At 49.5% G+C, this 21944-nt stretch carries 16 protein-coding genes and 2 pseudogenes; 11 read left to right on the top strand and 7 right to left on the bottom strand.

What is annotated here, in order from left to right:
* Positions 1-2 precede the first annotated feature (2 nt).
* Entirely contained in the window at positions 3-638 is a 636-nt protein-coding gene (gene nuoB, locus MJZ25_03155; protein ID MCQ2123158.1) for an NADH-quinone oxidoreductase subunit NuoB, read from the bottom strand.
* A 408-nt stretch (positions 639-1046) separates the two neighbouring features.
* Between nuoB and MJZ25_03150 the strand changes: the two genes are divergently transcribed.
* The 5 genes and pseudogenes from MJZ25_03150 (at position 1047) to MJZ25_03130 (ending at position 5483) form a co-directional block, all read left to right on the top strand.
* Positions 1047-2702, top strand: a complete 1656-nt coding sequence (locus MJZ25_03150; GenBank protein ID MCQ2123157.1) for a GGDEF domain-containing phosphodiesterase — start codon at positions 1047-1049, stop codon at positions 2700-2702.
* Between the two features lie 454 nt (positions 2703-3156).
* A complete protein-coding gene (locus MJZ25_03145) occupies positions 3157-3348 on the top strand; it encodes a 4Fe-4S binding protein (protein ID MCQ2123156.1) in 192 nt (63 codons plus the stop codon).
* Positions 3341-4567 carry an NAD(P)/FAD-dependent oxidoreductase gene (locus MJZ25_03140; protein MCQ2123155.1) on the top strand — a complete coding sequence of 409 codons (1227 nt, stop codon included), beginning with the start codon at positions 3341-3343 and terminating at the stop codon, positions 4565-4567. Before MJZ25_03145 ends, MJZ25_03140 begins: the two co-directional genes overlap by 8 nt.
* Before the next feature lie 105 nt (positions 4568-4672).
* Positions 4673-4786: pseudogene (locus MJZ25_03135) on the top strand (prepilin-type N-terminal cleavage/methylation domain-containing protein).
* Positions 4787-5378: 592 nt separating this feature from the next.
* A pseudogene (locus MJZ25_03130) lies at positions 5379-5483 on the top strand (prepilin-type N-terminal cleavage/methylation domain-containing protein).
* Positions 5484-6220: 737 nt separating this feature from the next.
* Here the strand turns inward: MJZ25_03130 and MJZ25_03125 are convergent.
* Positions 6221-7003, bottom strand: a complete 783-nt coding sequence (locus MJZ25_03125) for an NAD-binding protein (GenBank protein ID MCQ2123154.1) — start codon at positions 7001-7003, stop codon at positions 6221-6223.
* A 3-nt stretch (positions 7004-7006) separates the two neighbouring features.
* Positions 7007-8035 carry a histidine phosphatase family protein gene (locus MJZ25_03120; GenBank protein ID MCQ2123153.1) on the bottom strand — a complete coding sequence of 343 codons (1029 nt, stop codon included), beginning with the start codon at positions 8033-8035 and terminating at the stop codon, positions 7007-7009.
* Between the two features lie 188 nt (positions 8036-8223).
* Here MJZ25_03120 and MJZ25_03115 point away from each other — a divergent pair, with 188 nt between their 5' ends.
* Positions 8224-10695 (top strand): glycogen/starch/alpha-glucan phosphorylase, encoded by a 2472-nt coding sequence (locus tag MJZ25_03115; GenBank protein MCQ2123152.1) that lies wholly within the window; start codon positions 8224-8226, stop codon positions 10693-10695.
* A gap of 166 nt (positions 10696-10861) precedes the next feature.
* Here MJZ25_03115 and MJZ25_03110 read toward each other — a convergent pair whose 3' ends face one another.
* A complete protein-coding gene (locus MJZ25_03110; GenBank protein ID MCQ2123151.1) occupies positions 10862-11731 on the bottom strand; it encodes a Gfo/Idh/MocA family oxidoreductase in 870 nt (289 codons plus the stop codon).
* A 71-nt stretch (positions 11732-11802) separates the two neighbouring features.
* On the opposite strand from MJZ25_03110, the gene MJZ25_03105 reads away from it, so the two are divergent.
* Positions 11803-12012: a DUF3820 family protein gene (locus tag MJZ25_03105; GenBank protein ID MCQ2123150.1), complete on the top strand. Its 210-nt coding sequence runs from the start codon at positions 11803-11805 to the stop codon at positions 12010-12012.
* A gap of 6 nt (positions 12013-12018) precedes the next feature.
* The gene (gene ybaK / locus MJZ25_03100; protein MCQ2123149.1) at positions 12019-12522 is read left to right on the top strand and encodes a Cys-tRNA(Pro) deacylase; all 504 of its coding nucleotides are present in this window, start codon (positions 12019-12021) and stop codon (positions 12520-12522) included.
* A gap of 59 nt (positions 12523-12581) precedes the next feature.
* Here the strand turns inward: ybaK and MJZ25_03095 are convergent, their stop codons facing one another.
* Both MJZ25_03095 and MJZ25_03090 read right to left on the bottom strand, forming a co-directional pair.
* Positions 12582-13613 (bottom strand): glycoside hydrolase family 11 protein, encoded by a 1032-nt coding sequence (locus MJZ25_03095; GenBank protein ID MCQ2123148.1) that lies wholly within the window; start codon positions 13611-13613, stop codon positions 12582-12584.
* 110 nt (positions 13614-13723) lie between these two features.
* The gene (locus MJZ25_03090; protein MCQ2123147.1) at positions 13724-15055 is read right to left on the bottom strand and encodes an MATE family efflux transporter; all 1332 of its coding nucleotides are present in this window, start codon (positions 15053-15055) and stop codon (positions 13724-13726) included.
* Positions 15056-15084: 29 nt separating this feature from the next.
* On the opposite strand from MJZ25_03090, the gene MJZ25_03085 reads away from it, so the two are divergent.
* From MJZ25_03085 to MJZ25_03075, 3 genes are all read left to right on the top strand, one after another.
* Entirely contained in the window at positions 15085-16116 is a 1032-nt protein-coding gene (locus MJZ25_03085; protein MCQ2123146.1) for a glycoside hydrolase family 16 protein, read from the top strand.
* 341 nt (positions 16117-16457) lie between these two features.
* Positions 16458-17006: a nitroreductase gene (locus MJZ25_03080; GenBank protein MCQ2123145.1), complete on the top strand. Its 549-nt coding sequence runs from the start codon at positions 16458-16460 to the stop codon at positions 17004-17006.
* A gap of 55 nt (positions 17007-17061) precedes the next feature.
* Positions 17062-19842, top strand: a complete 2781-nt coding sequence (locus MJZ25_03075) for a TIGR02171 family protein (GenBank protein MCQ2123144.1) — start codon at positions 17062-17064, stop codon at positions 19840-19842.
* Here the strand turns inward: MJZ25_03075 and MJZ25_03070 are convergent.
* On the bottom strand, positions 19839-21908 hold the full coding sequence (locus MJZ25_03070; protein MCQ2123143.1) for a hypothetical protein: 2070 nt from the start codon (positions 21906-21908) through the stop codon (positions 19839-19841). The genes MJZ25_03075 and MJZ25_03070 overlap by 4 nt on opposite strands.
* Between the last annotated feature and the right edge of the window lie 36 nt (positions 21909-21944).

Here is a 21944-nt window from a genome sequence, read left to right as displayed (position 1 = left end):
TGTTAATCCTTCCAGAACTGGGCTGTCTTGATGAGTTTCTGTTCTTTTTCCACAACGAAGTCCTTCACTTCAGTGATCTTGGACTGAGCGGCTTCCTTTGCGGCGGCCTTGGCTTCAGCAGTCTTGGCCTTGATAAGTTCCCACTGTTCCTTGACGCGCTGAGTACGCATCTTCATGTAGGATTCGTCCTTGATCTTCTTCTGCAGGTCGAACATTGCATCGAAGAATGCTTCCGGACGGCTGGGGCAACCACCGATATAGACGTCGACCGGAATGATATGGTCGATACCCGGGACGGTGCAGTAGCAGTCGTAGAAACCACCAGAGCTTGCACAGGCGCCCATGGCGATGACCCACTTGGGTTCAGCCATCTGCTCGTACATGCGCTGAAGGATCGGAGCCTGCTTGTAGGTAATGGTACCTGACACCAGCAGGACGTCGGACTGACGCGGGGTAAAACGGACGTATTCAGAGCCGATACGGGAAAGGTCATAACGACCAACTTCGGTACTCATGAATTCGATAGCACAACATGCCGTACCATAGGGGAACGGCCACAGAGAGTTCGTACGACCCCAGTTGACGATAAAGTCAAGAGAGCTCGTAATGAAATTAGGCTTTTCTGCCTCATTTTTCATAGGGGTTACCTCATTAAAAACCGAGGCGAAAGATAGAATTTTGGGAAAATGGGCAAACGGGAGAAGCCGACAAACCCTGTAAAAAACAGGAGGCTTTCGGGGCCGGACTTTACATCGAAAAATTAGCGTAAACTAACTATTTACAGGATTCCGGAAGTGACGCCGCGCTTAACTTGTTCTTTGCCAACGATTTACACACTTTTCTGTACGAACGATTTAATTTTTGTACCATTTAGAGCGTCACAACACTTATATTTATGTATAATAAAAATAAAACTTGAAAGAACATTTCCTGATTTTTACATTTGCTAGCTACGCTAGCATTTAGTTCGGCTCGACTATGGGAAAAATTTTCCCGCAGCTCTCGCCTTTTACTAAATTTGGCGCGGTTTTGGATTTTGAGGATGTATGGACTTCAACATATATAGGGAATTTAGGGAAAAACTCCTGGGAATCAGTCTCGTAAACGAGAATTCCGCTGCAGGGCTATCCCAATTGATCAAACCCCTGGCCGACGCCCTCTGCATCGGACATATTGAATACTCCATCCACGCCCCCTCCGCCACCGGCACAAACGGGGTGGTTTCCCTGTTCTCCGAAGAATGCAGCGAACAGAGCTGCCCCTTCGTTGAATCCTTCAACACCTCCGACGGCGGCATCGCCAGTTTCAAGGTCACCCCGAAGGGTAAGCCCAATTTTTCCGTCGATGAAATCCAGGGCATCAAGATGCTCCTCTGGGACATTTTCATGCTGGCAGGCACGGCACGCCTTGAAGCCCTCCTGCAAAAGGCCAGCGTCACCGACAGCCTGACCGACGCAGAAAACCAGGCAGGCCTCACCCGCTTCATCGGCAAGATTACCGCCCAGGGCCGCATCAAGGAATACGCAAGCATCTTCATCAACCTGAAGAACTTCAAGTACGTGAACAAGTCCATTGGCAGCCAGGCCGGCGACCTGGGCCTCAAGGTTTACGTATCCTCCGCCAAGGTGTTCCTTGCCGCCGACGAAATGATTGCCCGCATGGGTGGCGACAACTTCGTGGTGATCCTCAAGAAGGACAACGTGGACGCCTTCGTCAGCAAGTTCACCAACCTGCCCGTGTCCCTGAGCATGGGTCCCAAGCCCGTATCCTTTACCATCCAGAGCCGCATGGGCGTGTTCTTCGCCTCCGAGAAGGACTCCATCAGCGACTTGATGAACAATTCCGCCATCGCCCTGAGCGTGGCACGAAACATCAGGACCACCGACGTGGTCAGGTTCACCAAGGAAATGCTGATCAACGCCATGCACCAGCGCGAAATTTCCAGCGAATTCAGGAAGTCCCTTTCCAACAACGAATTCGCAGTTTACTACCAGCCCAAGGTGAACCTCTCCAAGAAGCAGCTTTGCGGCGCCGAAGCCCTGGTCCGCTGGATCCGCCACAAGACCGTGGTCCCGCCCGTGGATTTCGTTCCTATCCTCGAGAAGGAAGGTTCCATCTGCGCCCTGGACTTCTTCGTTTTCGAAACCGTCTGCCGCGACATCCAATCCTGGCTGGAAAACAATATCGAACCGGTCCGTATTTCCGTCAACTTCTCCAAGCTCCACCTCCGCGATGAAGGCCTCGCCCACCGAATCCTTGACATCATGCGCAAGTACAACGTGGAAAGCAAGTACATCGAAATCGAGCTCACCGAAGTTTCCGACTACGATGACTGCGAAGCCATGCGCCGCTTCGTCACCGAAATGCGCAGCAACGATATTTCCGTTTCCATCGACGACTTCGGTACAGGCTACTCCACCCTGAACGTTCTCAAGAACTTCGACGTCAGCGTCATCAAGCTGGACAAGTCCCTGCTGGACAACATCGGCAACAAGGAATCCTTCGACGAAGTCGTGGTGAAGAACGTGGTGAACCTCGCCCAGGAAATGAACAAGGAAGTCATCGCCGAAGGCGTGGAAAGCGAAGTCCAGGCAAACTTCCTCTCCGAGATCAACTGCCATTCCGTACAAGGCTTCCTCTTTGACAAGCCGCTGAAGCACGACGACTTCGAAAGCCGCCTGACTGGTGCTGTCGCCTACTAGAAAAGCTAAGCAACGCGAAATCGCAAGGAATCGCAAGGAATCGCGAAAAAAAAGCAAGGAATCGCGAAAAAAAACGCAAATTTTGGGAAAAGGGTCGATTTTACGGGAAAAAACTGTTTTTTTATCGCTTTTTTCCCGTAATTTCCCAGACAAACTAATAGTAAAAAGTCTTTTTTTGCGATTTGTGCACGCTCCAGCCACAAAAAATGCTGGAAAATTTGATTTTTTTCAGGAAAATCAGCCGTTTTAGAGACGTAAAACCTGAACAATTCAGGTTTTTGCCGGCGTTTACAGACAAGCTAATGCGATTTTACGTGAAAACAGGCGTTTTACACCACTGTTTTCCCGTAAATTTAAGGCTTTTTGCAAAATTATCTCCGGAAGCCTCTACAAAGGCGCTAATTGAAGGCCCAGTCCTTTTTCAGCCACTGCGGTTTTTTATATTGCGGCAAATATGAAGAAGCTCGTTCACGACAAGAAGAAGTGCCTGAGATGCGCCGGATGCGTCGGCGTTTGCTCCAAGATGGCCCTGGACATGTACGGTCTGGATTTGCAGATCGACTACGAAAAGTGCGTTCGTTGCGGTCTCTGCACCCACGCCTGCCCCGTCCACGCCCTCTCCCTCCAGGAGGTAGACAATGCTTGATAATCATTACGACGTGGTTGTCATTGGCGCAGGTCCTGGCGGATCTGTGGCGGCACGAAACCTGGCCCGCGATGGCCACAAGGTTCTCCTTCTTGAAAAGCGCGAGAAGATTGGCTACCCCGTTCGCTGCGGCGAAGCCAGCACCAACCTTTCCGATTTGCAGACTTACGGCCCTATCGACGAAAGCTGCATCGAAAGCATTATCAACGGCCTTTACATTTACGGACCCGATGGCGTGAACATCGAGCTCCCCCAGCCCGGCATGGGCATTATGCTGGACCGCGAAAAGTTCGACCCGTGGCTTGCAAAGCTGGCTGCCGACGATGGTGCAGAAGTCGTGACCTGCGCCCGCGCCGACTTCGTGAGCGACGTGGAAGGAAGCGGCGTTGATGGATTCCGCAAGGTCCGCGTGGTCCTTGGACAGGGCAACGGCGACGGTTCCGTTACCGAAACCGGTGTGCAGGAAATTACCGCCAAGATGGTGATCGCTGCCGACGGCGTTGAAAGCCGCATCGGCCGCATGGTCGGCCTCGGCAGTTTGCAGAAGCCGGCAGGCACCTGCACCGGCATCGACATCCAGGTGGATGGCATGCTCACCCGCCCCGACTACCTTACCTTCTGGCAGGGTCATGACTTTATTAACGACGGTTACATCTGGAGCTTCCCGAAGCAGAAGAGCAATGTTACGAAATTCGGCGCGGGTTTCCTGATTAACCATAAGGACGACGCCAGCATTTACGACGTTACCATGGAATGGCTGAACAAGCTTTTCCCGGGCGCAAAGATCAACAAGGTGGTGGGCGGCGTGATTCCCGTTTCCAGCACCATGAAGGATTACACTTTGGACCGTCTCGCCCTCGTGGGCGATGCCGCCCATCATACGAACCCCCTTACCGGTGGCGGCATCGCGGCCGCCATGCGCGCCGGCCGTCTGTGTGCACAGACGGTCCACGAGGGCCTCGCAGGCTCTGGTGACGCAACCCTCAGCAAGAACTACCTCAAGACCTACGAGGACCGCGTCTACAAACTCTTCGGACGCACCCACGACTTTGAAGGCAAGTTCCGCAAGTTCCTGCTGGCCATCGACAAGCCCACCCAAGTCGGCCTCTACAAGGTCCTTCAGGGATTCGCCCTCAGCGGTTGCAAGAAGCGAGCCTTCCTCAAGACCCCGGTGCAAACCGCCAAGTACCTCTACAAGTTCGCCAAATTCAAGGGCTAATTTGTTGACAATCAACACATTTGGTTCCACGCATACATCTGCGTGGAACTTTTTGTTTCAAAATAAACTATATCAATTATGTATTTGGTTGTTTGATCATTTGTAGTGTTCTATGAAAAAGGTTTCACACTAATCGAAATCATGGTCGTCGTGGTTATCCTCGGCATCCTTTCCGCCGTAGGTGTTCCCAAATTATTTGGCGCCATCGCCAAGGCCAAGGCAGCAGAAGTTCCTGTTGCAGCAGGCACCTATATCAGCCTGCAAGACGCCTACATTAGCGAAGGTATCGCACTCGGTAGCTGGAAGGAAATTGGTTACGGAGCCCCAAGCTCCCAAAATTTCTCCTACACCATGTCCCCTGGAGCCAATGGCAAGCCTGCCTATAGCCAGGTAGTCTCATCCTTGAACTGTGGCGCGCTGACTTTCGGCTGGCACTTGGGCAACGTCTAAACTGGCGATTGCGCAACTGCCCCCAAAAACGAGACTCCGAACGAAGGCAAGGACTCCAACAAGGAAGAAACAATCTACAGGAACGGGCTCTACTGGAACACCCCAGCAAGAAGAGGTTTTTGACCCAGAAGAAGACATTTGCATAGAAGGCAACGGCGTGCACAACATTTGCACCAAGTGGAGACCCAAATCAGATTGCCTTGAATTCCATGGAACCAGCAACAACTGCAAAACCTGGAAAACCGACGCAAATTAACCATTTTTGTTTTTTATAGTCACCCAAACAGGTGACTATTTTCTTTTTTTCTAATTTATCTGTACTGCTGAAATTTATTTTATCATCATAAATCGGTATTATCCAATGAAAAAAGGTTTCACCCTAGTAGAAGTTCTAGTCGTCATCGTCATCCTAGGCATTCTTGCCGCGGTTGGCTCGCCAAAACTTTTCGGTTCTATCGCCAAGGCCAAGGCAAGCGAAGTGCCTGTTGCGGCAGGTACCTACGCCAAGCTGCAGGACGCATTCTATGCAGAAAAGTCTACAGCCGGCAACTGGAAGAACATCGGCTACGTCGCACCGGGTAACGGGGCAACCACAAACTTCTGCTATAGCGAAGGTGTTCTCTCCAACGACACCGCAACCACCGACGAACTTGCCTCCGGCATCATCGGCTGGGGCGCCAAGAGTCTCGTATCCATGAACGAATGCGGCGCAGGAGCATGGTGGTCCGTCGAAATGACAGCAAAGGGAGACAACGGAATCAACTACGCCCAGAACATCAGCTACGCCCCGTGCATGGCCCTGACCACCAACTGGAAGGAAGGCACCACATTGACCGGCAACTGCGAAAACGCAGGACTGGTCCCGAAGCCTGAATCCAACAACACCGTGGAAACTCCTATCATTGACAAGACCGAAAAGCCGACGGTAGAAAAGAAGGAAGATACTAAGGAAGAGGCACAGAAGCAACAAGCAGCCCAAAGCGCTGTCCAAGCAGCAAAAGAAGCATTTACTTCATGTACCGGCAAAACTTGCACCAAGGAAGAACATGATCGTCTAAAGAAAGCCTGGGATGACGAAAAGGAAAAATGCAAACAGCTCTACGGAAACGCAGTCTGCGGAGAATAGTTTTTATTTCAAGAATCATTAAAAAAAGCCCGCCACCTCGGCGGACTTTTTTTTGAAATTCATTTTTTTCTGCGGGTCTAGAACAGTTCATCGACTTTCGTCTTTGCTAGCACACGGTTGTAGATAATGCGCTTGCCCTTCACGCCATCGCTTGCGCACACGTGATCCTTAGGCGGGCGAAGCAACGATGCCACCAGGTGTGCGGCCACCGTTTCTGCATGGACAGGCCTGAAGAAGCTGGGCACCAGCATGGCTCGCGGACCACCAAAGAACTTCTGCATCAGTTCTTCACCGAAGCGTTTGTCCTTGTGCTTTCCAAGAAGCAGCGACGGCCTTACCAAGGTCAGCGTTTCAAAGTTCATCATGGTAAGCCCGTCTTCCAGCATGCCTTTCAAGCGGTTATAGAAGAACGGGGAGTGCGTATCTGCTCCTTGGGCACTGACGCACAAAAAATTCTTCACGCCCACCCTCTTTGCAATAGCGGCGAGACTCAGCGGCAGTCGGGTATCCACCCGTTCCTGCTCGGCCTTGCTTCCCGCCTGCTTGATGGTGGTGCCCAAGCAACAGATAACGGCGTCGCAACCCAGGAATCCTGCGCGGATCCTAGAAGCACTATCGCTTTCGGCATTGCCTATTTCAGAAAAGTCAACGGCATCAAAATCAAGCTTTGATGTGCCCTGCAGAATACCAAGTGCAGCCAAGTCCGGCGCCGCACCATCCGGCCTTCCACCGAGGGAACCGTTTTCACCGGGAACCGTACGAACCGGGCAGTAGACACGTACAACCTGGTCCAGCCGGGCCAAAAGTTTCACAACATTCTTGCCAACCAGGCCCGTAGAACCAAGAACAGCAACCTTCATCGGTTACTCCATCTTAACGTAATACATCCAACCCTGGTCTGCACCGCGAACCGGGAACAAGCTGACTGCGCCAGCTTCGTTCACGACGATCGCAACACCTGCAATGTAGTTGATCCACTTGCCGCTATCGTAGAACTTCAGGTCGATAGCCCTGTTGGTAGCATAGATGGTAAGGGGTTCCAAAAGCACATCATGGCTGGCAAGGAAGTTCACACGTTTCCAGCTCGGAAGATTTGCCAAGACAACTTCGTTCACGAACTGGTGACCACGTTCAAACAGATCGTAGAACACAGTATCCGTTGCAACGGCACGTGCAACGTAGGCTGCAGAAATTTCAGCACCGTAGGCCCACTGGGACATATTCTTCCAGGAACCACCGCGCTTGCCCACCAAGTTGTCGAAAGAGTCGGAGGAAATCTTCAGGAAGTAGCTGCCGTTAATGGCATCCCAGGTGACAACTTCTGCAGTTTCGCCGCGGCCTTCGGCGATCTTCTTGCAGGTTTCGCGAGTACGGATAAAGTCGGTGGAAGCATAGTAGAACGGTTCATCGCCGCCCATGTCGGCACCCAGCTTTATAGCCATCTGCTCGCCGTTTGCAGTCAGGAGGGATTCCTGGCCTTCGCTCTTTTCACGTTCGGAGTGACGAATCACGAAAACAACCTTGCTAGTTGCCGGCAGAGCCTTGTAAATGTCGGCGATGTAGTAGAAGCCATCGGCATCGGGGGTTACAGCCAGAGTCGGGTCAATGGAATAGACCAGCGGATTGTCAGAAACCGGAGGAACAACTGCACCTGCAGAGGAGCTGGACTCAACAACCGGCAAAGCTGCACTGGAACTGGCAGGATCCTGCAAAGCCTGGCTGCTAGTGCCCTGGCCAATATCACCGCCAGCAACACTAGAAGAAGACACCACCGGATCGATAGGCGCTGCGGGATTCTTTTCTTCACCACCGCAGGCTACAAACAAACTCATTGCCGACAAAGTTACAGCACCGGCAAAAACAGACTTAACAAAGCTAAAAGGCTTGGCCATTCCATACTCCTTTTTTCAATTTCTTCCTAATCTAACTTTTTCTTTTACGGCTCACGTAAATCTCAACCCCAGTTGTGTGAATTACATCATAATATTGCACAACAAACGCCATACAATATTGAAATTACCGTAAATTTTTCTAAACTTATAAGTGAAAAATATCAACCACCTAACCCATAGGACATCTTATGGCAAAGACTACAAAGAAGACAGCAGCTCCGGTGCTCGGTACCGATGCGGAAGCATTCCGCAAGGCATTTACCGACCACATCAACCACACTCTCGCCCGCAGCATGGACACTGTGACCGACCACGAAAAGTTCCTGGCCGTTGCATACGCAGTTCGCGACCGTCTGGTGGATCGTTGGATCAAGACCCAGGAAACCTACTACGAAAAGGACGTTAAGCGCGTCTACTACCTGTCTTTGGAATTTTTGATCGGCCGTACCCTCGGCAACTCTGTGCTGAACCTGGACGTTGAATCCGCAGTTCAGGAAGCTCTCGACGAAGTGGGCATGACCCTCGACGAACTCCGCGAACAGGAAGTGGATGCAGGTCTCGGTAACGGTGGTCTCGGCCGTCTCGCCGCTTGCTTCCTCGACTCCATGGCTACCCTCGAACTCCCGGCAATGGGTATGGGTATCCGCTACGAATACGGTATGTTCAGCCAGAAGATCGTGAACGGCGAACAGGAAGAACAGCCGGATAACTGGCTGCGTCTCCCCAACCCGTGGGAAATCGCTCGCCCGGCAAACTCCATCAAGGTTCCGTTCTACGGCTACGTTGTTAGCTGGATGGACGAAAACGGCAAGCTCCGCAACCGTTGGGAAACCAAGGACTACGTTCTCGCCCTCCCGTACGACACTCCGATTCCGGGTTACAAGAACAACACCGTGAACAACCTGCGCCTCTGGAGCGCCAAGTCCACCGACGACTTCGGCCTCTCCTACTTCAACAACGGTGACTACATCGCCGCTGTGCAGGACATGGAACTTTCCGAAACCATTTCCAAGGTTCTCTACCCGAATGACTCCTCCATGAACGGTAAGGAACTCCGCCTGAAGCAGCAGTACTTCCTCTGCTCCGCTTCCTTGCAGGACATCATCAACCGCTTCAAGAAGACCCACAACAACGATTGGAAGGTCTTCTCCGACAAGGTTGCTATCCAGCTCAACGACACCCATCCGGCAATCTCCATCGCCGAAATGATGCGCATCCTCCTCGACGAAGAAAACCTGGAATGGGACGAAGCATGGGAAATCGTCACCAAGACTTTCGCATACACCAACCACACCTTGATGCCGGAAGCTCTGGAAAAGTGGCCTGTTAGCCTCTTCGAAAAGCTCCTCCCCCGTCATCTCCAGATCATCTACGAAATCAACGCTCGCTTCCTCCGCATGGTCAGCATGAAGTGGCCGGGCGACAACGATCGCCTCGCTCGCATGAGCCTCATCGAAGAAGGTGGCTGCAAGATGATCCGCATGGCATACCTCTCCATCGTAGGTTCCTACGCTGTGAACGGTGTGGCTGCTCTGCACTCCGACCTTCTCAAGACCACCTTGTTCAAGGACTTCTACGAACTGTGGCCTGAAAAGTTCAACAACAAGACCAACGGTGTTACTCCTCGTCGTTGGGTCCGCAAGGCTAACCCGGCTATGTCCGACCTCATCACCTCCAAGATCGGCGAAAGCTGGGTCAAGGACCTCGATGATCTCCGTCAGCTCGAAAAGTTCGCCAAGGATGCCAAGTTCCAGAAGGCATTCATGGACGTCAAGAAGCAGAACAAGGAACGTCTGGCCAAGTACCTCAAGGAAACCCAGAACGTCGACCTCGACACCAACATGTTCTTCGACGTACAGGTCAAGCGTATCCACGAATACAAGCGTCAGCTGTTGAACATCCTCCACGCAATCCACCTTTACATCCAGCTCAAGGATGGCAAGGAAATCATGCCGCGTACCATCATGATCGGTGGTAAGTCCGCTCCGGGTTACTGGATGGCTAAGCAGATTATCCGTCTTGCAAACGCCGTGGCCGCAATCATCGATGCTGATCCGGTTTGCAAGGGCAAGCTCAAGATGGTCTTCCTCGAAAACTACCGCGTTTCCTTCGCAGAAAAGATCATCCCGGCAGCAGACCTTTCCGAACAGATTTCCACTGCAGGTACCGAAGCTTCTGGTACCGGCAACATGAAGTTCGCCCTCAACGGCGCACTTACCATCGGTACTCTCGATGGCGCTAACGTGGAAATGAAGGAAGAAGTCGGTGACGAAAACATCTTCATCTTCGGTCTCACCGTTGAAGAAGTTACCGAACTCCTGGCCAAGGGCTACCGTCCCCGCGACTTCTACGAATCCGACGACGATCTCCGTCGCGTGATCGACCTCATCGGTTCTGGCTTCTTCAGCCCGGATCGTCCGGACCTGTTCAAGCACATTGCTGACAAGCTCCTCACCCACGACCCGTACATGCTCTGCGCAGACTTCCGTAGCTACGTCGACATGCAGGCTAAGGTTGCAGAAGCTTACCAGGACAAGAAGCACTGGGCAGAAAAGGCAATCCTCAACGTCGCTCGCATGGGCAAGTTCAGCTCCGACCGTACTATCGACCAGTACGCTAAGGAAATCTGGAACGTTAAGGGCTGCAGCATCAAGCTGTAGTAGGTTCGAGGTTCGAGGCTTGAGCTGGATAGTCGCGCCATAGGCGCCTAACTTAAGCTCGAAACTCATTACTCTCTGCTCACTAATAAAAAGTCCCGCGGTTATGCCGTGGGACTTTTTATTATGCCGTTTTTTTTAACAAGCAAAAGCCAAGCGAATTTACGACTTACGGCAGTGTGGCAAGTTCCACCACCTGGGCAGCAATGCGGGCTGCCCTACGGCCCCATTCGCCACAGGCTCCAGCCAAAAGCTTCAAGAAGAACTTGTGCTCGTTATCCAGGGAATCGGGAATATGGGCGATATCGCCGCTGGGTAAATAGCGGGCCAAGCTGACAGAATATTCAGAGCTATCAAAATCTACAGAGATGGTACGGACATCGTTCGCGCTATTTCTATCCGCGATAAAGTCTGCAGTCAAGCCAGCAAAAGGTCCCCTGCAAACCTTCAATGTCATGGTGGATCGATCCGTCGAAACATGTTTATTATCAACCACTTGAATGTCGTCAAAGTCAAACATGGTCAAGAACATGCTCAAGTCATGGACCAGGATATCCAGGGAGACATCAACATCACGGCAACGTTCCGTATAACCGTGTTCCCTGCGGAACTCCATACGAGTACGCCCCGCTTTTCTGCACAAGGCCAATTCCGCAAAAAAGTGCTTGCGGAAATTCAAGAAAATGGGATTGAAACATTCCGACTGGGCAACAAACAAAGTCGTGTTGTTTTGCTCGGCGAGTTTCTGTAATTCATAGGACTGTTCTGCTGTAACGGCCAAAGGCTTTTCCACAAAAACAGGAATGGACTTTGTCAAAAAGAACTTGGAAAAATCGTAATGGGTCGTTGCCGGAGAAGCAATCACCGCAAAGTCAATTTTCAGCGAACCGTTTAAAAAGCACGTTTCATTTTCGTGCAGCCATTGTTCCGCATCTAAATCCAGCACCTTCAAGAAACGAACACCGCAGGCTTCAAAGCGACTACAATGGCGCTTGCCCATGGTTCCGTTTCCAATCAAAATGGCACTGTACTCTTTCATAACCATCCCAATTTTAACAACTTTGTTGTTTTTAATAAAATGCCGCGGCCATAAAATCGTATTTTTTCATCGTGAATCCGGAAATCCTTATTGAACTCGCCAACACAACCATGCCCTACGGGCGCTATCAAGGAGTGCGCCTGTGCGACTTGCCTGAGCCTTACGTGGTCTGGTACCACACTAAGGGATTCCCCAAAGGTCACCTGGGCGAACTTCTAGGAACCCTTTACGAAATAAAGGTAAACGGATTGGAATATTTATTGGAACCTCTCAAGAAGTGAGGATATATGGCAGAGATTAAAAAGACTAACGTCGCACGAATTCTTGACAAGCAGAAGATTTCCTACGAATTGATCCCTTATGTAGTTGATGAAAACGATCTGGGCGCGCAGCATGTGGCAGATTCCCTGGGCGAAGACATCAATCAGGTTTTCAAGACCATTCTCGTTCATGGCGACAAGATTGGCTACCTCATGTGCGTGGTGCCGGGCAACCTCGAAGTGGACCTGAAGGGTGCCGCCAAGGTCAGCGGAAACAAGAAAATCGAAACCGTTCCGTTGAAGGACCTGACGCCGCTCACCGGCTACATCCGTGGCGGTTGCAGCCCCCTTGGCCTTAAGAAGAACTTCCCCATCTTCATGCACGAGACTTGCAACAACTTCCCCTACATTTACGTAAGCGCAGGGGAACGCGGTCTCCAGCTGAAGATCGCACCTGCAGACTTGATTAAGGCGTGCCGCGCCACCGTAGGCTCCATCGCCCGAGTTCCGCCGGAAGCCCCGCAAGACTAATTTCAAAACAAAAAAGCCTCTCCCGAAGGAGAGGCTTTGTTTTTGCGAAATCTCAGAGATTACTTCACAGTAACGCTCTTGATGGTGCCGCCCTGCTTTACCAGGTAGACGCCAGCATTGAATCTGGACTTGAGAATATTGTTCAAGGCAGCCATGTTCTCGGTTTCAAAGGAACTGAGGAACTTGCCCTGGGCATCGAACACGTACATTGCACGATTGCCGGTAGTCATCAGGCGAACGCCGTGAATTGCGTCGGTCGAAGAACTGGAACCAGGGACGAGAGTTTCGGAGCTGCTGGATGCTGCTTCGGAACTACTGGATGCAGCAGCGCCTTCGATATAGACCTTGGCATAGGGGAAGTCGTATTCGCCCTTGGCGTTTGCGCCGCTAGTGCTACCGGCTTCGCCAAGGATCTTTGCTTCGTGCATCTTACCCATCTTCATGCCAAGTTCTTCCCACTTCTTGAAGTGAGCAGTAATGTCGATGGTACCGCAGTCACGGGCCTTGGTACGGACACTGAAATATTGTTTGAAATACGTGTTGTCGCCATCGATAGAATAAGAGGTTCGGTCACCTTCATAGACGGTGTACTCGGCTCCATCAATGGTGAACTTGCCATGGTTCTTTGCAGAAGCGCCCTGGGCAACCCAATCACCCGGCATCCACTGGCTACCGGTATTGTCAACGATATACCATTCTACCAGAGGTTCGCGGGTCCAACCGTAAATGCCGATGTAGGAATAGTCAATACCAGTAAGACCCGTCTTCACCAGTTTAAAGTCGGCCAGCATATGTCCCAATTCTTCGTGGGTCTTGTCGCTATTAAAGGAAAGGCCAGAACGGCACAAATAGTCCTTAGCACCGGTCATGGTGCATTTGAAGGAGCCATCATCGTAGAAGATAACGGAGCCACCGTTACCACCTTCATTCCAGAGTTCGTAACCGATACCGTTATCGAAGGAGCCTACCGTATTTGAGGAAATTTCTATGGATTTACCGCTATGGGCAGCAGTGCTGCAGAAATCCTGGGCGAGGGAACTTGTGGCCAGCGCGCACACTGCAGCCATACCGAATTTGAAAATTGTCTTCATATACACATCCTTTTTTTATACAAGTTAAAAACAATTGAAAAACTTAGGAGGAAACACTTTTGTTTCAATTACTCCAACTTGGAACAAGACGGACGCTTAAAGCCCCTTTTTTATAAATAGCCGTAAAATTTGCGTTTGTGTGCGATAAAAATCACAGCCATGACGATGGTCGCCATTTCTGTACCCCAAATGGCAAACCAGATGCCGTTAATGCCGAACAGCAGGGGAAGCAGAAGTACGCAAGCCGCCTCGAAAACAATGGAGCGACAAGTGGAAATTACTGCAGACACTAAACCGTTGTTCAACGCAGTAAATAGAGACGACGCAAAAATGTTGATTCCCGAAAGTACAAAGCAGAAGCAAACAATGCGGAAAGCCTTCACTGTCATATCGCAAAGCGCCTCGTCGTAGCCCACGAAAATTTTAGAAAGGGGAACCGCCAAGAGTTGGGCAAGCATAAGCAAGCCAACACCGGACACGCCCATAATGACCATGCAACGTTTGAAAAGGTTCTTCAATTCGCCTTGGTTACGGGCGCCAAAGTGGTAAGAAATCACGGGAGCCACCCCGTTGCAATAGCCAATCAAAAGCGCAAAGAAGATAAAGTTCACATACATAATGACGCTGAAGGCGGCCACACCGTTTTCACCAACAAATCGCAGCAATTGGTAATTGTACAGCAGGGTCACTACAGAGGAGGCAATGCCCGAAAGCATTTCGGAACAACCGTTGAAGGACGCCTTCAAAAGGGCGTGGGGTTTCCAGCAAGCTCTTCCAAGGCGCAAGGTGCTGGAATTTTTACGGGCGAAATAGAACAGTGGAATAACACTACCCACAAGAAATCCGATATCCGTAGCGAGGGCGGCACCGAACAAGCCCATTCCCAGCAGGCCAATGAGCACCCAGTCCAGAACCATATTGGCAACGCCAGCGCCCACAGTTACGTAAAAGCCCAACTGCGGTTTTTCTGCGGTAATGAACAGGGACTGAAAAAGCATTTGCATCATAAAGGCAGGGAGACCTACCAGGCAAATCTTCCCGTAGAAAACGCTATCCGCAAGAAGACCGCCTTCGGCGCCAAGCAACTTCATGATGGGCTCCATCAGGAACCAGGTTACCCCGGCAAGAACAAAGCCCAAGACAACAACCACATAGACAATGAGGGAGAAGTACTCGTTGGCACGTTGCTTGCGGCCACGACCTTGAGCGGCGGCAATGAGAGCGCTTCCTCCCGTACCAAACATCATTCCCAAGGAAGCCAGCATCATAACGACGGGCCAAGCCATATTCACGGCAGCCAAGGCCTGCTTGCCTGCGTAATTTGACACAAAGTAACCATCCACCACGCTGTAGATGGAAGTAAACACCATCATGGCAATGGATGGCAGCGTAAAGCGCAAAAGCCTAGAATAATCAAAGTGATCTGACAGCTGGATTTGCATGGAGGCCAAATATAGTTTATATTCAGGACATGTTCAAGAAATTCGGAATACCATTTGTTACAGTCGCAGCGGCATGTTCCGCCTTATTTGCAGGAGCCATTTTGTCAGCCTGTTCCTCCGACTCGAATAGCGCTGGGCCTGTAGGTGTTCCGCAAGAATCCAGTTCTAGTTCATTTGCCGAGAATCTTGAAAGTTCCTCTTCCAATGTCATCCCCGGCAGTTCCGACGCAACACCAACAAGTAGCGCAACCGTCGCAGAGTCTTCCAGCAGTTCTATTGCCGCCCCCGACGACACCCCGAGCGACACTCCCGCGGATCCCACCGCCTTCTGGTCCGACGAATTCCAGGGCGACACTCTAGACATTACGAAATGGACCTACGAAATCGGCACAGGAGAAAACGGCTGGGGCAATGGCGAATGGCAATACTACACCGACCGTACCGAAAACGCTTACGTGAAAGACGGCTACCTTCACATCCGCGCTACATTGGAAACCGACGCAGCCGCCATCGCAAACAATTTCGGCGGAAAGAAATACACCTCCGCGCGAATTATCACCAGAGGGAAATTTGACTTCGCCTACGGAACCATCAAGGCGCGAATCGCTCTTCCCGTGGGCAAGGGAATCTGGCCCGCCTTCTGGATGCTAGGCGCCAACTCCGAAACCGTGGGCTGGCCCGCCTGCGGAGAAATCGACATCATCGAAGCCGTCAACAACGAAAGCGTCGTGTACGGCACACACCACTGGGATCACGAAGGTCAGCATGCTCAATACGGCAACAGCACCAAGGATTATTACGGCACCTCCTATGACCTGGACATCACAAAATTCCACGACTACAAAATGACCTGGGACAAAAACGCCATTACCATGTACGTAGACGATTTCAAGTACCAGGAAATTGCAATCACTGATGCCAGCAGCGACATGGGCACATTCCACAAGCCTTTCTTCTTCATTTTGAATGTTGCCGTAGGTGGAAACTGGCCCGGCTTTGAAATTGACGATTCCCAGTTCCCCAACGAGATGCTGGTGGACTACATTCGAGTTTATAAATAGATTTAATCGGTGGGTGGGCGCAAACAAGAGCCTTTTTAGCAAAACAGGGTACTAAACAGAAGAAAGTACAATGTTTAGTACCCCATATTTAGAACAAAGTATCCTTTTTATTGAGAAAAAGGGGAACCAATTCAATAAAACAGGACATTTAGTACCCGATAAAAAGATATTTTTTCTCATTTTCCGGTCATCTCGCCACAAACAAAGTAACAAACGGGATACTAAACAACCCCAAGAAGGCAATTTAGTACCCTAATTTCGATCAAAATCCGGCACACAAACCGCCGCGAGATCCCATTTAAGTAAATCATTTCATATATTCCATCCCAAAAGAGGTAAATATGACCATCATGAATGAAACTTTGAAGACTTTGGAAACCCGCCGTAGCTGCCGCAAATTTAAGCCGGACATGGTTAGCGACGAAGAACTGGAAGCCATTATCCGCGCAGGAACTTTCGCTCCCTCCGGAAAGAATCAGCAGTCTTCCATCATCATCGCGGTCACCAACAAGGAACTCCGCGACCAGATTGCAGAAGAAAACCGTAAGATCGGTGGCTGGCCCGAAGGTTTCGACCCATTCTACGGCGCCCCGGTCATTCTGATTGTCATCGCCGACAAGGACGCCAACAATGCCAGCGGCACCTACATCAATGACGGCAGCCTTGTGATGGGCAACCTGATGAACGCCGCCGCAAGCCTGGGCATTGGCAGCGTCTGGATCCACCGCGCCCGCCAGGAATTCGAGAGCGAATTCGGCAAGAAGATTCTGGAACGTCTCGGCATCCAGGGCAACTACGAAGGCATTGGTCACGTTGCTCTTGGTTACCGCCAAACCGAAGTCCCCAAGGCTCTTGCCCGCAAAGAAAACTACGTGTATTACATCCGCTAAAAATTTTCCGGCATTTCATTTTTTTTGAAATGCCGTTTTTTTGTATATTCCGTCCATGCGTTATATTCTTCCTGCTATTCTATCTGCATTTTTCATCGCTTGCACTGATTCTCCAACCCAGTCAAGCTCCGACTACGACTCATCTAAAATCGTTGTCGAGAAAGATTCAAAGTACAAGGATTTTATCCGTGTAAAATCCTCCGGACATTACACCACTGTAGGAACGAATAATGGCAAGGTCGGCCCCAAGGAAGGCCCCGCCATGCGCGTTGAATTTGAGTACGATTTCAGCATGGCCTCCCATGAAATCACTCAGGAAGAATATTACAGCCTTATGGACGGAAAGCCTTGCGATGGCTGCAAGAAAAAGCCCATCGCAGACATTACTTTTGGCGACATCGTTCTCTACGCAAATGCAAAATCGAAAAAAGATGACCTGGACACCGTTTATGAATATTCGGACGTCATCTACGACGAGAACAACCACGTTTCCTCCTTGGAGAATTTCAGTTTTCATCCCCAGCGTCTAGGCTATAGATTGCCCACCGAAGCGGAATGGATTTTCGTAGCCGCACGAAACTGGAAGCCGGAAAACTCCTGGAACAACCAAAATTCTGATTACGAAGCCCACGATGTCTGCACCGCCGAGAAAGACGACGAATTGTTCTGCGACCTTGCAGGCAACGTTGCCGAATGGGTTAACGACTGGGCAGGAAAATTCCAGGACACCACCATTACCAACTTTGTAGGTGCTCCCGATGGCGGCTCCCAAGCAGAGCGAGTCATCAAGGGCGGCAGTTTCCAAAATATTCCTGCCAGCATGCATCTATATACAAGAGGCGACGTCTACACCATTATTTCCAATTCAAGAAAAGACTATATCGGCGCAAGATTGGTGATCGGCGCAATAAAAGAACCCACATGGATGGACGGAAACGGACTAGCATCATCTTCCACCATAAAAGCCAAGACATCTCTTTCTACAGTAAAGAAATTGCTTGGAACAACCAGGGCAAAAATTGCGTTCACTAACGGGATGACCGACAATCTCGTCTACATGAACTACAACGACGGGCTTTTCTCTTTCCATGAAATCCAGGACGAAATGCCTGCATTCCACCCCGACATTTCCCCCGACGGCGAATGGGTTGCTTTCTGCACCGTCCGCGAAGGCATTCCTTCAAATTCAAGCCTTTATGTTCGTAGGTTGAATCGTCTGGGAACTGACCTTGTCAAGTTGGACGCGGAAGCAGCGGCAATCCCCAGATTTAGAGTCACCCCCGAAGGCGACACCGTCATCGTCTATGTTTCCACAGCAAAAGACAACAACAGCAGTTCTTTCTTGACCAATACAAGCACCTGGCAGGTACCCTTCTCTAACGGAGCCTTTGGTACCCCGGTTAAGCTTTTCGATGGTGCATACCACGGAGGAATCAGCCCGGATCAGCGTTTAGCCGTTTCCGGAGCATCCAGATTAAAGGTCCGCTACGCCAGCGATTCTGCAGAAACGGTTTTTGACGACGCTGCAATAGACTCCGTTTGGTATAACGGAGAACAAGCATGTAACGCATCCCTATCACAAGACGGAACAAACCGAACATTGTTCCTGGATTTCAAGGGTAAAACAGGAACCAAATTCGTGGGGTCCAATTACCAAATCCACGAAAGAATCCTGATTGCCGATAGCACCGGAGAACTTATCCAAAGTATCGGCGCTCCCGAAGGATATACTTTCGACTATACAGAATGGGCCGGCAATAAGAATCTTATCGTTGCAGCATTAACAGACGGCATCAACGCAACCCATCCGTTAATTGTCGCAGTCAACGTCAAGGATAGCAGTGTCACAGAATTGGTCGAAGGAGATGACTTGATGTATCCTGCCCTATGGGTACAAAGCATTGACCTTACTAAAGAAGAATCCTCTCTGGACCTGGACAGTTTGGGCGCCTACATGACAACGTCCTCCGACATTACCACACGAATCATGAAAGTCAAGATGGATTACTTCTGGAAATACAGGGAATCTGCCGAAGTCGCCATCATTGGTTCCTCCCGTTCATTTAGTGGTGTTGACCCCACTGAAATTGAATCCTATTTCACCGTCAATTTAGCCTACGCCGCACAGGACATGGCATCCACCGACTATTTTGTCCAGAATTACTTCCTGAAGTTGATGCCAAAGCTTAAGGCAATCATTATCACGCTTGATTACGACCGATGGTATGTCACCGATAAAAACTGGAAGGACTGGTTCGGAAATATCCCCGGTTACAAGTACGATGAACATCATTCCTTCTGGAAAGACGGTGTTCCCAAGAGAATGTACGAGCTGACACAAAACGCTTTGAACCCCAACGAGGAAGAATACAGCGTATATGCTTACCATAACGGATTGTACCATTCCACAACAGAAGGCATCTCAGGAGAAAGCCCCAGTATAGACAATGATCTACATTGGTTTGACTCTAAGCAAAGTGCCTACAAGTACAATTTAAGCAAGGTGAAAAACATTCTGGATTCCGCCAAGGCCGCAGGTATCCTTGTCATCGGAGCCATATTCCCCCAGTCCCCCTATTACGTTAAGACGCATTCAGCCTGGGGCCGCTACGGGCTCACTCTTAAGGACGCCGCAAAAATTGAAAGCGCTGTCAACGAGTTGACTAAGGAATATGACAACTTCATCATTTTTGATGAATACAAGAACGGCGAAAATGATTTCCAGGAAGAAGACTTTTCCAACGATGACCATTTAGGCTTGAAGGGAGCAGTCAAGGTGGCCAAGCATATCGATTCCCTGCTGGTGGCCAACAAGGATAAGTTTCCGGAAAATTAATTCATAATGGTTCTAGAAAAAATGAATTTATTGACTTTGCCTTTACGGAAGTTCAACAAAATCATTCTAGAGTCAGTAAACTGATCATCCAGGGGGTATTCAGTAGAATACTCCCATTCTTTTTTGCCTTTCTTGAATGCAAGTCCCAAGGAATCCACTTCCTTCATTGTCATGCCAAGAGCGATTCCATTGGTGGGTTTAAATCCTACCAGGCAATCGGGAACACCTGTTGTATCTCCGAAGGAAACTGCTACGTTAGACAAAGGTCTTGCTCCAGAAATCCAATTAGAGAACTCATATAGTTCCTTACCAATCTTGCAGCGGAAAGAATCATGGACGTGTTCAATCGGAACCAACTTTCCTTTTTCATCTCTTATTGAATCTTGAACTTCACGAATCTTGCATCCTTCGCAGAGAATGGACTTCAAATTGATATTTGATTCCAACATAGATTCATTCAAATAAACCAAGCTATCCTTCGACAAGGTAACGGAAAGCAAAGTATCGTTTATAGAATCTTTATCAATGCACTTATCCCAGGTGACTTCAGCATCAGAATCCAAATAGTCAAAAGAGAATTTCTTGTACACCACCTTTTCACAAGTCAAGACATCTTCAACAACAGAACATTCTAATTCCTTGCGGTATTTTCCATCGGCAGATTCAGAACGTAAATCAGAAACTTCCTTCCACTCCAAACTTTCAAGTTCACCAGCCGACACCCAGCATGTGGTATAATCTACAGAAGGAAGTTTTCCCGCAAGATCATAGCTGAATATTTTTTGTGATGCATAAGACTGACCATACCTATGATGAACCTCGGAAACCTCTCGTCCCTGGGAATCATACACATACTCGTAACTTTCGCTGACAAAAGGATTTTTATCGTTTTTCAAAGGAAATAGAACAAAGGGCAACAATCGATTATTGTCATAACCAAGGGATTCTCGAGACTTGATTTTTCCATTTTGGTACGACGAAATCGTAACGTTTGATCCAGACCCATCACGGAATCCCGGCAACAAGGTTTCTTCTTCAAAAGAAGAATCCCTTACCACATTACCTTGGCCATCATACTTTCCCATTGTATAAGAATAGTGGTCATAAAATTCATTTTCTTCTTTTTCTCTTTTGGCTAGTTTTCCATCTTTGAAATACTTGATTTCTTCAATTTCAAAGCGCCTCGTACCGTAACGAACCACTTCCTTGTTCTTATTACGGCTACGTTTATAAAAGCCTAATTTTACGCCAGTACTTCCATAAATTACCACATCCAAATTTGTGGTATCTTTTGTGTTGTGGGCAAAACGGAATATCTTGTTATTTCGTCTTAATTCTACGAGGCGGCCCAAGCCGTCATAGTCATACTCATCATAAGAGAAACTAGCATCTTTAAAAAGCATGTCCTTTAAGATCCGTTCGCATCCGGTATAATATTCAAGAGACTTCGAATAGCTTTTCTTTATCTTTCCCGAAATGGAATCAATGTCTTCATGGTGAAAGCCGATTGTATCGCCGCAAGCACCATTCTTCAAGGTACAATCAACGCACTCCGTTATATAGCCGTTCTTACGAGTCCCCCTGTAAATGCGGGATTTATTTTCAAAGGATTCATCCAGCTCCAAAGCAATGGTTGAGTCCCCGTGATCAAAGTAGACTGTTTTTAAGTCATTAAACCAGACTCCGTTTTCTTTACGATAGGAAGCGTCCTCTATTCCCTGGCCCCAGTTACCAGAGAAAACCGGATATTTTTCGTAACGTTCTTCAAATGTGTGGTCTTGGTCGTAGCCTCTTAGCACATGCACCGAGGAATTCGTATCCAAATAGGGTTGACTCAGATTCACATCAAGGGTGGCTGGCTTAGGGCCACAAGAAAGCCCTACATGCTTATTCAAAGAGCGCTCGAACTCATCCAACGCGAATTTTGCTTCGTGGTCAAAATAACCATCGCCAATTTCATGTTTATCTAGCGATACGGCGTGATAAATATGCGCCCCATAGAATGCTGCGATGCCCAAAACCACCACCAACAGCACCAGAAAACCTTTGACAACCCTTCTAGCCATAACCTTATTATACATTATTTGTTAAATTTGCGCCAC

The organism is Fibrobacter sp. (genome assembly GCA_024399065.1).
Classification (GTDB): Bacteria; Fibrobacterota; Fibrobacteria; order Fibrobacterales; family Fibrobacteraceae; genus Fibrobacter.
This window is presented reverse-complemented; position numbering and strand designations above follow the sequence as displayed.